Here is a 13273-nt window from a genome sequence, read left to right on the forward strand (position 1 = left end):
AGGCTTTAGATGACCGTCAACATCCTGTTTTCCGCGCGCCCAGCCTTATGGCCGGTCTATGAACCCCTGCTTCGTCAAAATCTGTTGGACCCAGGGCTGGAATTTCATCTGTCGACGGATATCCCGCCGGATCAGGTCGATTATGTCATTTATGCCCCCAATGGCGGTCTGCGCGATTTCACACCCTACACGCGGCTCAAGGCTGTACTCAGCCTGTGGGCCGGCGTGGAAAGCATTGCTGACAATGAAACCCTGACCGTACCATTGGCCCGCATGGTCGATCACGGATTGACCCAGGGCATGACCGAATGGGTCGTTGGCCATGTGCTGCGCTATCATCTCGGGATGGACCAGCACATCACAACGCAGGATGGCACATGGGAGCCAGACCCACCGCCGCTGGCCTCAGAACGGACGGTCGGCATTTTGGGGCTGGGCACATTGGGCACCGCGTCGGCCCACACCTTGAATAGCCTGGGCTTTAACGTCATCGGTTGGAGCCGCTCGGCCAAAGAGAACACAGGGATCACGTGTTTGCACGGGCCCGAAGGCTTACGAGAAACTCTTTCGCAAGCAGAAATCCTGGTTCTGCTGCTGCCCGACACAGCTGCAACTGAGAATACGTTAAACACTCAGACCCTTGCGCTGATGCCCAAAGGAGCCAAGATCATCAATCCGGGACGCGGCCCTTTGATCGATGATGAGGCGCTGTTGGCCGCGTTGGATGCAGGCCAGATCGGACACGCGACACTAGATGTCTTCCGTGTCGAGCCGCTGCCCGCCGACCACCCCTTTTGGGCGCACCCCAATGTGACGGTCACGCCTCATATCGCATCCGAGACCCGGCCACCGACCGCGGCTCAGGTCATTGTCGAAAACATCCGGCGCGGTGAGGCGGGAGAGCCCTACCTTCACCTCGTAGACCGCACTCTGGGCTATTAGGCCGCGATCAGACCCCGGCCTTTCAGCAACGCCTCAACGCCCGGCAGGCGCCCGCGGAAGGCAAGGTAGAGATCCTCGGCCTCGCGCGAGCCACCGGTTGACAGGATATTGTCCTCCAGAGCCTTTGCCCGTTCAGCATCAAACGCACCGCCTGCTTCCTCAAAGGCTGCGAAAGCATCCGCATCCATCACCTCGGACCACATGTAGGAATAATAGCCCGAGCTATAGCCATCGCCCGCAAAAACATGGGCAAAATGCGGTGTGGCGTGCCGCATCCCGATTGCGTGTGGCATACCCAATTCGGCCAGCACCTCGGCCTGTTTTACCATCGGATCCGCCGGGGCAGCGCCATCGTGGAAGGCCAGATCAACAAGGGCTGAGGCCACATATTCAACCGTTTGGAAGCCCTGATCGAAATTCGCCGCGTTCAACACCTTTTCCAGCATCTCTTGCGGCATGGGTTCGCCTGTTTCCGCATGTGTCGCGTATTCGGCCAGAACCTCTGGCACCTCCAGCCAATGTTCATAAAGCTGGCTTGGCAGCTCAACAAAGTCGCGCGCCACAGAGGTACCAGAGATGCTTTCATAGGTTACGTTCGACAACATCTGGTGCAAAGCGTGGCCGAACTCGTGAAACAAAGTGCGGGCGTCATCATAAGACAGTAAAGCCGGATCACCTTTGGCAAAGTTGCAGACGTTGATCACGACCGGCGCCTGCACCTTCGGGAATTTCGCCTGCGCCCGCATCGCGCTGCACCACGCGCCCGACCGTTTTGAGCCCCGCGCAAAATAATCCCCGATGAACACGGCCACATGCTGGCCATTGCGGGTCACCTCCCACGCGCGGCAATCGGGGTGATAGAGCGGCACATCCAAGGGGGCAAATTCCAGCCCGAACAAGCGGTTCGCACAGGCAAATGACGCCTCGATCATGCGATCCAGCTGCAAATAGGGCTTCAAAGCCGCCTCATCCAAATCATGCTCGGCCTTGCGGCGTTTTTCGGCGTAATAGCGCCAGTCCCACGCCTCGAGCGGGCCGTTGACACCGTCGTCCTGCATCATCTCGGTCAGAACCTCGGCATCCGCATCGGCCTGGGCCTTGGCCGGCTCCCAAACCTGCATCAACAGATCCCGCACACGGTCCGGTGTGCGTGCCATCTCGGTTTCCAGTTTGTAGTCGGCAAAGCTGTCATAGCCCAAAAGCTGGGCGCGTTCCTGGCGCAGTGTCAGGATCTCAGCAGCGATTTCGCGGTTGTCTGTCTCTCCACCATTGGCTCCGCGGGCCGTCCAGGCTCGATAGGCCTTTTCCCTCAAATCGCGGCGGGGTGAGAATTGCAGAAACGGAACGATGATCGAGCGCGACAGGGTCACCACCGGCCCGTCTGCACCCTTTTCTTTGCCTGCCGCGCGCGCTGCATCGACAACAAAGTCCGGTAAGCCGTGCAGATCATCCTCGCTCAGGTCCATGTACCAATCACGCTCATCGGCCAGCAAGTTCTGGGTGAAGCTTGTCCCCAAAGTGGCCAGGCGCGACTTGATCTCTTGCATTCTTGCATCCACATCGCCTTCTAGCGCCGCCCCTGCCCGCACAAAGCCCCGATGGGACAGCATCAGCACACGGGCCTGTTCTTCGGCCAAATCCAAACCGTCACGCCTGTCCCACAGGTCTGCGACACGGCTGAACAGCGCCTTGTTCGACGAAATCCCCGCAAAATGCGCCGCCAGCTTGGGTGAAAACGCGCGCTGGAGCTCTTCACGTTTCGGGTTGCTGTCAGCCCCGGCCACTGTGAAAAACACCGACAAGACTTTGTTCAGATCCTCACCCGCTGCCTCCAAGGCCTCAACCGTGTTGGCAAAACTCGGCGCCTCGGTATTCGCGGCAATCGCATCAATCTCGGCATTATGCGCCGCCAGCGCCTGATCCAATGCGGGCGCAAAATCATCGTCTGAAATCTGCGCAAAAGGTGCAAGTTCGAACGGGGTGGTCCAATCAGACAGGATCGAGTTGGTCATTGAGATCTCCTTTGCCTGTCAAGCTAGGGAGCACTGGTGCGATGGTCCAGTGGTTGAGCTTGGAAAACTCACTGGTAGGGAAGGAGAGGATGCGTCTTGGCGGTGTCGGACCGGGCCGCGCGCCTTTGGCATGCGGCAATTGCCTCAGGGGTGCGATCCCGCGCAGATCGGGCAGTCGGGGTTTTGCGACAGGGTGATCTTGCGACTTTCCCCGTAGAGCGCGTCATAGATCAGCATTTCGCCACTCAGGGCTTGCCCCGCACCCGTGATCACCTTGATCGCCTCGACCGCCATCATCGACCCGACAACACCGGGCAAGGGGCCGATGACGCCAGCTTCGGCACAGGAGGGTGCCAGACCAGCGGCTGGCGCCTCGGGGAAGATGCACTGATAGCAGGGGCCGCCATTGGCGGGATCAAAAACGCTCAACTGTCCTTCCCACTGAGACAGAGCGCCGGATATCAGCGGTTTCCCCAGTGCAACGGCTGTGCGGTTGGCCAAATAGCGCGTGTCGAAATTGTCTGTGCCGTCAAGGATCAGGTCAAAGTCCTGGAACAGTTCGGTCGCAATGTCCGGGCTCAGGCGACGGTGATAGGGGCGCACTACGACATTCGGGTTCTGCGCCTCCATCGCCTGCTGGGCCGAGAAGACCTTGGGGATGCCAATATCGGCGTCGCGGTGGATGACCTGACGTTGCAGATTGGCGTTCTCGACTACGTCGTCGTCGATTAACCCGATGGTCCCCACCCCTGCGGCAGCCAGATACTGCAACGCTGGCGCGCCCAGCCCGCCTGCGCCGATCACCAGAACGCGCGCTTGTTTCAGGCGTTTCTGTCCCGGGCCGCCCAACTCTCGCAATACGATGTGGCGGGCATAGCGGTCGAGTTCGGTTTCGCTAAAGGTACCTTGGGGTCTTGGCATGTCCTGTTCCGGTTCTGCTGTTGCTCGGGAGCGCAGCGCCTTTACAACCTGGCCATAGCCGACCGCCAAAGCCGCAAAGCCAGCCAGCATCAACCAAAGGGCCGCCGACCCGCCTGTAGCCTGACGCAAAGGGTGCCCATCCGGTAGCACCAACTGCGCCAGGATCACGCCGATCAACAGCACAGAGACCGAAACGACGCGCGCCGAGCGAGAGACACCGGCCAAATAGCCGATACCCCAAAGACTTGCCGCCATAAGCAAAACCAGCAGCATCAGGCGCGTCCCGTCGACCCAAAGCCGCCAGCACCACGTTCGGTTTCGTCCAAGCTATCAACCAGCTCGAACGAGGCCTGCACGACCGGGGCGACCACCAGCTGAGCGATACGCTCGCCATGGGTGATCTCAAAACTCTCCTGCCCCGCGTTCAGCACGATGACACCCAGCGGGCCGCGATAATCACTATCGATCGTCCCCGGCGTGTTGGGCAGAGTGATGCCGTGTTTCAGCGCCAGCCCCGAACGCGGACGCACCTGTATCTCGAACCCTTGGGGGATTTCGACCCGCAGACCCGTTGGGATCAACGCGCGTGCGCCGGGTTCAAGCCGCACCGATGTTGCGTCAGGCAGGTTGGCACGCACATCAGCACCTGCCGCACCCTCGGTTTCGTAAGACGGCAGAGGAATGCTGGGATCAGCACCCTCATCACGGATGACACGGATAGATACCATGCTGGGTCCTTTGTTCTGTGTTTGTCAGCTCAGCGCCTCGGCAATCCGAAGTGCAAGACGGCGCGCAACCTCTTCCTTGCTCATCCGGGGCCAATCTTCTGCGCCGGTATCGGAAATCAGCACGACCGCATTCTCGGACCCGCCCATGATCCCGGTTGACGGGCTGACATCATTGGCCACGATCCAGTCACAGCCCTTTCGGTCGCGTTTGGCCGTTGCATTTTGGACCAAGTCATCGGTTTCCGCTGCAAAACCGACAACAAGTGTTGGACGCCCCTGCTCCATACGGGCCACTTGCTTGAGAATGTCTGGATTTTCGGCAAATTCCAGAACCGGCAGGCCATCCCGGCTTTTCTTCAGCTTGCGATCCGAGGCTGAGGACACACGCCAATCGGCGACGGCTGCTGCAAAAACCCCGGCATCAACCGGTAGCGCGGCGTCGACCGCATCGGCCATCTGTTGGGCCGTTTCAACCGGGACAACCTGAACGCCCTGCGGTGGAGGCACGTCTGCCGGACCCGTCACAAAAACAACCTCGGCACCCAGCGCCGCCAAGGCAGCAGCCACCGCGCTGCCCTGCGCCCCTGACGACCGGTTGGCGATATAGCGTACGGGATCAATGGGTTCATGCGTCGGGCCAGAGGTTACCAGAACCCGTTTGCCTTCCAGCGGCCCGTCACCCAACGCGGCTTCGATGGCTGACACTATCTCAAGCGGTTCGGACATGCGACCGGGGCCGGATTCTCCGCAAGCCATGTCGCCTTCATTCGGGCCCACAAAGCGGATGCCATCCGCCTGCAACTGCGCCAGATTGCGCTGTGTGGCGGGATGATCCCACATTCGGACATTCATGGCAGGTGCGCATAATACGGTCGTATCAGTGGCCATCAGCAGGGTGGAGGCCAGGCCATTGGCCAAGCCTCCGGCCATCTTCCCCATCAGATCTGCTGTCGCTGGGGCCACCACAATCAAATCAGCGGATCGAGACAGTTGGATATGACCCATCTCGGCCTCATCCGTCAGATCAAAGAGGTCACGGTAAACCTTCTCTCCGGCTAGAGCGGAGACGGACAAAGGTGTCACAAACTCTTCGGCTGCACGGGTCAGAACAGGAGTTACGGCAGCGCCACGTTCTTTCAGGCGCCGGATCAGATCCAGCGATTTATAGGCCGCGATCCCGCCGCCGATAATCAGCAGGATACGTTTGGATGCCAGCATGTTCAGCCCTTCCTGTCCCGGTCAGCGCCAAGCTTAGGCAAGGCGGGCAGACAGTTCCAGCGGTTAATTGCTGGTTTCAAAGGCTTTGCACGGGTCTTCCCGCTCGGGTGCCGGGCTGTCGATGACCGCGTCAAATTCCCCGGTGATCGCGCCATCTTCGGACTGCCCCAGGGCAAAGACTTTCAGGCCCGGACGCAAGCGCGCCAGATAGGTTGGTATCCCCCAATCCTTGCGCGCATGTCCGTTACCCGTGATCACGGCAATCGGCCCTCCGGTCTCTGCTTCAGCCCGCAGGATCGCGCGTGCCAGCACCGCATCGCGCAGCCTTTGAATGGCCACCATCTGCGGCATGGCTTCGGCAGGAAGAGCATTGCAATGCGCCGCCATCTGTTCAACTTCACGTGCGGCTTGCTCTGCTGCAGATAGGGGGATGGTGAGTCCAAACCGTGCCGCATCAGCTCCTAAAGCCGTCGCAGCCCCACGCTCCATCGCTGCACGGGCGGCTGATCGTGGCACCATGGCACCATAGACCGGAGCACGTGTCGCCTGAAACAAAGGGTAATACATGCTAAGCGGCGGCCAGCCGGATTCAGCCCAGCGCAAGATACGGGACAATTCATCAGGGTTTGAGACCGCGGTTTGCGCAAGCCGCTGCGCACCTTCCTCGGTTACCATTTCCCAGACAACCGCAGACGGATCAATCGCCTCTAATGCCTCTTTCTGGACATAGTGGTGGTCAGGATTGTCGTGGATTTCACCCAGAATGACGACATCCGCAGATTGCATCTCTGCGATGATCTCATCAGGTATCAGATCCGCTGCAACAGCTGCGCGACTTGCACCAAGGCACGCAACTGCGGCAACCACCAGAATCGCAAAAGTTCTCATGCGAGGAAGTGTTGCACCTCGCGCGATTGGGCTTCAAGGTTCTTACGCATTTTTGAAAAGGCGGCGGCTTCAAGCTGACGGACCCGCTCTTTGGACAGGCTCAACTCTTGCCCCAGACTTTCAAGGGTGCGTGCCGGCTCACGCAGTTTACGTTCACGGATGATAAACCGCTCGCGATCATTCAAAGCGTTCATCGCCGCCAGCAACCATTCGCGCAATTGCTCGGTATCGTGGCTGTTCTCGACGGTCTCGGCGGCTTGCTCGCGCTCATCCTCAAGCGCGTCAATCCACTCGCGCCCGTCCTCATCCGCCGATTGCACCGCATTCAGCGAAAAATCCGAGCCCGACAGACGACCTTCCATCATCTCGACATCGCGCAGTGGCACGCCAATCTCGGTGGCGATCAACTGATGCAATTGATGGCGATCCAGCTCTACCCCTTCGGTGGCGGCCTCACGCTCAAGCCGCGCCTGCACGCGCCGCATATTGAAGAACAGCGATTTCTGCGATGACGTCGAACCGGTCCGCACCATCGACCAGTTGCGCATTACATAGTCCTGAATACTGGCTTTGATCCACCACACGGCATAGGTAGAAAACCGCACACCGCGATCAGGATCGAACTTGTCGGCGGCCTTCATCAAACCCAGCCCGGCCTCTTGGATCAGATCGTTCATCGGCGCGCCATAGCGTTTGAACTTGGCGGCCATGGAAATCGCCAGACGCATATAGGCGGTGATCAGACGATGCAGCGCTTTTTCATCGCGGTCATCGCGCCATGCATAGGCCAGTTTCAACTCTGTCTCGGCATCAAGCAATTCGGCCTTCATCGCCTGCCGGGACATCGAAAAATCGTTTGCATTGTCCAAAGCCATGCAAATCTCCCTTTTTTTCATAGGCGTTGGCCGGGCTTGCCTTGCCGACCTGGTGTCGATACGCAGGACATCACCGGTTGGATCACCAGAAAGGTATGATTTATGCGTCCCGATTTAACCTTAGTCTTGGGGGGCGCTGCATCAGGAAAGTCCGAGTTTTCCGAACAACTTGTTGTTTCGTATGGAAAAAACAGAGTTTACCTTGCATCATCACAAGTGTTTGATGACGAGATGCGCCAGAAAGTCGAGCGACATATTGTCCAGCGCGGTGCGGGTTGGACCACGATAGAAGCTCCGTTCGATCTGGGCCCGGCCCTTTGTGATTTGACCGCCGATGATGCCTGTTTAATCGATTGTGCCACGATGTGGCTGACCAACCATCTGCTGGCGGAACATGATTTGCAGGCCCAGCAGGACGCTCTGTTGCAAGCATTGCGCGATTGCGCCGCACAGGTTGTCATCGTCTCGAACGAGGTCGGGCATGGTATTGTGCCAGACAACGCCCTGTCCCGCAGGTTTCGCGAGGCACAAGGCCGCTTGAACATCGCGCTGGCCGCGCAGGCAGATTTGGTTGTTCAGATCACCGCCGGTCTGCCGCTGGTGCTGAAAGGGCAATTGCCGTGACGCGGCTGCATTTGGTGCGCCACGGGCCGACCCATGCGAAAACAATGGTCGGATGGTCCGATCTATCCGCAGACCTGAGCGACACCGCAGCCATCGCGCGCCTTCACGAACACTTGCCCGCGCAGGCCCTTGTGATTTCGTCCGACCTGACCCGCGCGGCAGACACCGCGTCGGTCATACAGGGGCAACGCCAGCGATTGGCTCATCGGGCTGACCTGCGCGAGATCAACTTCGGCACGTGGGAGCTGCGCGGCTTCAAAGAGATAGAATCTGAGGACCCGGAACTGGCCTTTGCCTATTGGGACAACCCCGGTGACGTCCGTCCACCCGGGGGCGAAAGCTGGAACGAAGTGCGCGCGCGCGTCGATGCAGCCGTTGACGCGTTGATTGCCCAGTTCAGCGGTCAGGACCTAATCATCGTGGCGCATTTAGGGGTGATCCTGACTCAGGTGCAACGCGCGCTGGATTTGACTGCTTATGAAGCGTTCAGCCATCGCATCGACAACCTCTCGGTCACCGAGGTGACCCATCATGGCGACCGCTGGTCCGTGGGACGGATCAATCACCGCCCGTGATCAGGCAGCGCACAAATCACTGATTTACGGATCACGACCCAGACGCCATCGTGGCTCCATGACTTATGATTTGTTTATCGGAGACCGCCTGTTTTCCAGCTGGTCGATGCGCGGCTGGTTGATGTTGGAAAAGTTCGGCCTGCCTTATCGAAGCCACATGATCGGCCTCTATTCTGGAACCATGGAGGAAGACATGAAGCCCCTCGCACCGGCACGGCTGGTTCCCACCTTGCGCCTGCCCGACGGAACTGTCGTGGGCGAAAGTCTGGCTATGGCGGAAACATTGGCCGAACGCCATCCCGATGCAGGCCTCTGGCCCAGTGCTCCCGCAGCACGCGCAACAGCCCGCTGGTTATGTGCCGAGATGACAGCCGGGTTTTCTGCCTTGCGGGGTGAATGCCCGATGCAATTGAAACACTGCTGGCACGGGTTCAAAGCATCCCCAGAAACGCTGAAGGATTTACAACGGGTTGAAGAGCTTTGGGCCCACGCCCGCACGCTTTCAGGCAGCGATACCGGCCCGCTGTTTGGCGACTATTCTCTGGCGGATGTGTTTTATACCCCGGTCGCGGCTCGTATCATTGGGTATGACCTGCCGGTGTCTTCTGACAATAAGGACTATTGCCTGTTCCTTCTGGCCGACACCGCGGTGCGGCAATGGCGCGCGATGGGTCTGACGGTCAATTATGATCCCTTCCCCTATCAACAAGGACTGTCGCATCAACCTTGGCCGGTCGGCGGTACGTCAAAAGCAAAACCGGTGTCGCAGGGCCCGTCGCGCAATACGCATTGCCCGTATTCAGGCGACCCCGTGCGCGACTTTCTGGAACTGGACGGTCAGGTCTGGGGCTTTTGCAACCCGTTCTGCCGCGACAAAACCGTCGCAGACCCCGAGGCCTGGCCAAAATTCACCGCGATGATGGCCCAGCATTAACCATTCTTAAACCGCGCCCATGGCAGCAACGACCTGTTAACCAAGAAACAGGATCGCCATGGTCGCCTTTGCTCAAACCGTTGCCTTTCAGGGGGTCGATGCCCGCCCGGTTGAGGTGCAATGCGCCGTATCCCCTGCCCGCCGCGATGACGGCCGCTGCCGAAGACCGCACGCTGCTCTGCCCCCGCGCCTCCAGCGCCGAGGCGGCTTGGGTCGACGCGACGCAGGTAATCGGTGCGGGTTCCTTGGGCGATGTGGTACGCCACTTCACCGGACAATCGCCGCTGGCCGCTGCGACACCAGGAGAGGTCACATTGGACACGAGCCCGCGTGATCTACGAGACGTCAAAGGGCAGGAACGCGCCAAGCGCGCGCTAGAGATCGCCGCCGCAGGACGACATCATCTGATCATGATCGGGACACCGGGGTCGGGTAAATCCATGCTGGCGGCACGCCTGCCGGGCATCTTGCCGCCCCTGACCCCGACCGAGGCGCTGGAAACCTCGATGATCCAATCCCTCTGCGGCCTGTTGGACGAAGGCGGTATCAGCCGCACCCGCCCGTTTCGCGAGCCCCATCATACCGCCTCGATGGCGGCAATCGTGGGTGGTGGCAAAGGTGCGAAACCGGGCGAGATATCATTGGCGCATAACGGCGTTCTGTTCATGGACGAGTTTCCCGAATTCCCGCGCACAGTGTTGGAAACCCTGCGCCAACCGATTGAAACCGGCGAAGTGATGGTGGCCCGTGCCAATGCCCATGTGAAATATCCCTGTCGGTTCATGCTGGTTGCCGCTGCAAACCCGTGCAAATGCGGCTATCTCACCGATCCCGCCCGCGCCTGTTCCCGCGTTCCTGGATGCGGAGAAGACTATCTGGGGCGCATTTCAGGCCCTTTGATGGACCGGTTCGATTTGCGGATCGAGGTTCCTCCGGTCGCCTTCACCGATCTGGATCTGCCACCGTCTGGCGACAGCTCAACCGCCGTTGCGGCCCGCGTGGACGCAGCGCGGCAGATACAGGCAGACCGATTCAAAGACACACCCGATACCCGCCAAAACGCGGATGTAGAGGGGAAACTGCTGGAAGAAATCGCCGCGCCTGATCCCGGAGGCAAAGACTTGTTGTTGAGAGCCGCCGAACGCTATGGCCTGTCGGCCCGCGCCTTTCACCGCATCCTGCGCGTGGCGCGCACGATTGCGGATCTGGCCGGTGAGGATGCAATCCGCCGCCCGCATGTGGCCGAGGCGCTGAGTTTTCGCATCAGCGCCAAGGTGGCGGGTTAAATCTTGGCCTCGATCGCCTGCCAGATCTTTTCGGCGATGTTCACGCCATCAAAGCGTTCCAGCTCCTGAATGCCGGTGGGTGAGGTCACGTTGATCTCGGTCAGATAATCACCAATCACGTCGATGCCGACAAAGATCTGACCTTTTTCCTTCAACAAAGGCCCGATGGCCGCGCAGATCTCTTTATCGCGTTCGGTCAGACCGATCTTTTCCGGGCGCCCGCCCACATGCATGTTCGACCGCGTTTCGCCTTTGGCAGGCACCCGATTGATCGCGCCAACCGCTTCGCCATCGACCAGAATGACGCGTTTGTCGCCATTGCTGACATCCGGCAGGAATTTCTGAACGATCAGGGGTTCACGCGAAAACCCGGTGAAGAGCTCATGCAATGAGGTCAGGTTGCGATCATTGGCATCCAGCCGAAACACACCCGCGCCCCCGTTGCCATAAAGCGGTTTGAGGATGATATCGCCGTGCTTTTCCTTGAACGCTTTGATGGTCTGCAAGTCACGCGCGATGGTGGTAGGCGGCGTCAGCTCAGGGAAATCCAGCACCAGCAGTTTTTCTGGATAGTTCCGCACCCAAAACGGATCGTTCACCACCAGCGCCTTGCCTTTGAGCCGGTCCAGAAGGTGGGTCGAGGTGATGTAGTGCATGTCAAAAGGCGGGTCTTGCCGCAGCCAGATCACGTCGAAATCGGCCAGATCAACCTCACGCTCGGGGCCCAATACAGCAGGATCACCCGGCACGCGCTGAACCGTCATGTCCTGTCCGCGCGCGGTAATGCGACCTTCCTGATAGGCGAGCTGATCGGGTCCGTAGAAAAACAGCGTATGCCCACGGGCCTGCGCCTCTTCGGCCAGACGGAATGAGCTGTCGGCGTTGATATCCACGGCCCCGATCGGGTCCATCTGAAAGGCAATTTTCATGGCGCGTCCCTCGTATTTACGCCTGATACATGGCGTAGCAGCGCCCCAGGTTCAATGGCGATTTCAATGGCGATCAAACCTGTCCGAAGGCATTTTCAATAATTTGAACCGCGCCCGAGGCGTCAACAAGCGCCGCGTCAAACCGCGCATTGGTCAGCTGCCCGGCCGGTTCGGTTTCCAGAAACTGCGCTGCCGATGCGTAAATACGTGCCATTTGGCGCTTACTGATACGGGCCGCAGCGGCGTCAAAGCTGTGGCTTTTCTTGACCTCGATAAAGACCAGACCTTCGCTGTCGCGCGCGATCAGATCAATCTCACCCCCGGCACCGCGCCAGCGGTGGTGGAGGATCCGGTATCCGCGCCGCGCATAGTCATCGGCCACCGACATCTCTGCCGATTGGCCTGCGTGATAGGTGAGTGTGCCGCGCGTGGATCGTTTGGCCAATTCATCCCTTTCCCAGCTTCAGCGCCTTTTGATATATCGGGCGGCGCGGCAACTTGTACATCTGCGCCACCAGATCCGCCGCATCGCGCACCGAATGGCTTTCCAAAGCGTCTTTCAACGCTTGATCTACGTCAGATTCGTTAACGCTTGGCGAATGGCTGCGGTCGACCAGCAAGACCACCTCACCCTTGACGGTGGTGGATTCATAATCCGAGGCCAATTGCGCAAGTGTTCCGCGCCGCACTTCTTCGAACTTTTTCGTCAACTCACGACAGATGGCAACCTGTCGATCACCGCCCAGCACATCGGCCATATCCGACAGGCAGGCCGCCAACCGCTTGGGCGATTCGTAAAAGACCAGCGTGCCGGGGATATCGCGCAGCGCCTCGATACGCGCTTTGCGGGCACCGGTCGCATTGGGCAAAAACCCGGCAAAGAAAAACGCATCTGTGGGCAAGCCCGCAAGCGTCAGCGCCGTCAACGCAGCCGACGGCCCGGGCGCGCAGGTGACCATGAACCCCGCCTCGGACGCCTGCCGTCCAAGGTCGTACCCCGGGTCAGCGATCAGGGGCATCCCGGCTTCGGACGCATAGGCAACGGACTTGCCGTCGCGTAGTGCATCAAGGATTTTCTCGCGCGCGCCTGCGCCGCTGTGATCGTGATAGGCTTGGATCCGCCGACCTTCCAGCGGGATGCCGTGGATCTCCATCAACCGGCGCAAACTGCGGGTGTCTTCTGCGGCGACTACATCTGCCGAGGCCAGTACGTCCAAAGCCCTCAGCGTGATATCGCGCGCCGTTCCAATCGGCGTGGCCACAAAATACAGCCCGGCGTTCAATTTGGTTTTTACAAAATTCAAAGCTGGACCCTCACAGCGTGACGTTTATTATCGCGGC

General features: G+C 59.5%; 14 protein-coding genes. 5 read left to right on the top strand and 9 right to left on the bottom strand.

Translation table 11 applies throughout. The features are described 5' to 3' along the window. The first annotated feature begins 9 nt into the window (after positions 1 to 9). Complete coding sequence (locus GOW40_RS13540) at positions 10 to 942, top strand: glyoxylate/hydroxypyruvate reductase A (protein ID WP_171130809.1); 933 nt, start codon at positions 10 to 12, stop codon at positions 940 to 942. Here the strand turns inward: GOW40_RS13540 and GOW40_RS13545 are convergent. The 6 genes from GOW40_RS13545 to GOW40_RS13570 form a co-directional block, all read right to left on the bottom strand. Further along, complete coding sequence (locus GOW40_RS13545; protein WP_171130812.1) at positions 939 to 2954, bottom strand: M3 family metallopeptidase; 2016 nt, start codon at positions 2952 to 2954, stop codon at positions 939 to 941. The two genes, GOW40_RS13540 and GOW40_RS13545, sit on opposite strands and share 4 nt — an antisense overlap. A gap of 144 nt (positions 2955 to 3098) precedes the next feature. Then, a complete protein-coding gene (locus tag GOW40_RS13550; RefSeq protein WP_171130814.1) occupies positions 3099 to 4148 on the bottom strand; it encodes a molybdopterin-synthase adenylyltransferase MoeB in 1050 nt (349 codons plus the stop codon). Continuing rightward, the gene (dut, locus tag GOW40_RS13555; protein WP_171101042.1) at positions 4148 to 4603 is read right to left on the bottom strand and encodes a dUTP diphosphatase; all 456 of its coding nucleotides are present in this window, start codon (positions 4601 to 4603) and stop codon (positions 4148 to 4150) included. Before dut ends, GOW40_RS13550 begins: the two co-directional genes overlap by 1 nt. Positions 4604 to 4627: 24 nt before the next feature. After that, on the bottom strand, positions 4628 to 5821 hold the full coding sequence (coaBC, locus tag GOW40_RS13560) for a bifunctional phosphopantothenoylcysteine decarboxylase/phosphopantothenate--cysteine ligase CoaBC (protein WP_171130816.1): 1194 nt from the start codon (positions 5819 to 5821) through the stop codon (positions 4628 to 4630). 63 nt (positions 5822 to 5884) lie between these two features. Beyond that, complete coding sequence (locus GOW40_RS13565; RefSeq protein ID WP_171130818.1) at positions 5885 to 6709, bottom strand: ChaN family lipoprotein; 825 nt, start codon at positions 6707 to 6709, stop codon at positions 5885 to 5887. Then, positions 6706 to 7584 (bottom strand): RNA polymerase factor sigma-32, encoded by an 879-nt coding sequence (locus tag GOW40_RS13570; RefSeq protein ID WP_171101036.1) that lies wholly within the window; start codon positions 7582 to 7584, stop codon positions 6706 to 6708. The genes GOW40_RS13565 and GOW40_RS13570 overlap by 4 nt, the downstream gene beginning before the upstream one ends. Positions 7585 to 7686: 102 nt before the next feature. Here GOW40_RS13570 and cobU point away from each other — a divergent pair, with 102 nt between their 5' ends. From cobU to GOW40_RS13590, 4 genes are all read left to right on the top strand, one after another. After that, complete coding sequence (gene cobU, locus GOW40_RS13575; RefSeq protein ID WP_171130820.1) at positions 7687 to 8208, top strand: bifunctional adenosylcobinamide kinase/adenosylcobinamide-phosphate guanylyltransferase; 522 nt, start codon at positions 7687 to 7689, stop codon at positions 8206 to 8208. Beyond that, entirely contained in the window at positions 8205 to 8783 is a 579-nt protein-coding gene (locus GOW40_RS13580; RefSeq protein WP_171130822.1) for a histidine phosphatase family protein, read from the top strand. Before cobU ends, GOW40_RS13580 begins: the two co-directional genes overlap by 4 nt. A 58-nt stretch (positions 8784 to 8841) precedes the next feature. Further along, entirely contained in the window at positions 8842 to 9717 is an 876-nt protein-coding gene (locus GOW40_RS13585) for a glutathione S-transferase (protein ID WP_171136527.1), read from the top strand. A 98-nt stretch (positions 9718 to 9815) separates the two neighbouring features. After that, the gene (locus GOW40_RS13590) at positions 9816 to 11003 is read left to right on the top strand and encodes a YifB family Mg chelatase-like AAA ATPase (RefSeq protein WP_171231054.1); all 1188 of its coding nucleotides are present in this window, start codon (positions 9816 to 9818) and stop codon (positions 11001 to 11003) included. Here GOW40_RS13590 and gshB read toward each other — a convergent pair. The 3 genes from gshB to rsmI form a co-directional block, all read right to left on the bottom strand. After that, positions 11000 to 11932, bottom strand: a complete 933-nt coding sequence (gene gshB, locus GOW40_RS13595) for a glutathione synthase (protein ID WP_171130826.1) — start codon at positions 11930 to 11932, stop codon at positions 11000 to 11002. The genes GOW40_RS13590 and gshB overlap by 4 nt on opposite strands. A gap of 73 nt (positions 11933 to 12005) precedes the next feature. Then, a complete protein-coding gene (locus GOW40_RS13600) occupies positions 12006 to 12377 on the bottom strand; it encodes a YraN family protein (RefSeq protein WP_254444449.1) in 372 nt (123 codons plus the stop codon). A 1-nt stretch (position 12378) separates the two neighbouring features. Further along, entirely contained in the window at positions 12379 to 13236 is an 858-nt protein-coding gene (rsmI, locus tag GOW40_RS13605; protein ID WP_171130828.1) for a 16S rRNA (cytidine(1402)-2'-O)-methyltransferase, read from the bottom strand. Positions 13237 to 13273 lie beyond the last annotated feature (37 nt).

Origin of the sequence: Ruegeria sp. HKCCA6707 (genome assembly GCF_013033515.1) — a bacterium.
Lineage (GTDB): Bacteria > Pseudomonadota > Alphaproteobacteria > Rhodobacterales > Rhodobacteraceae > Ruegeria.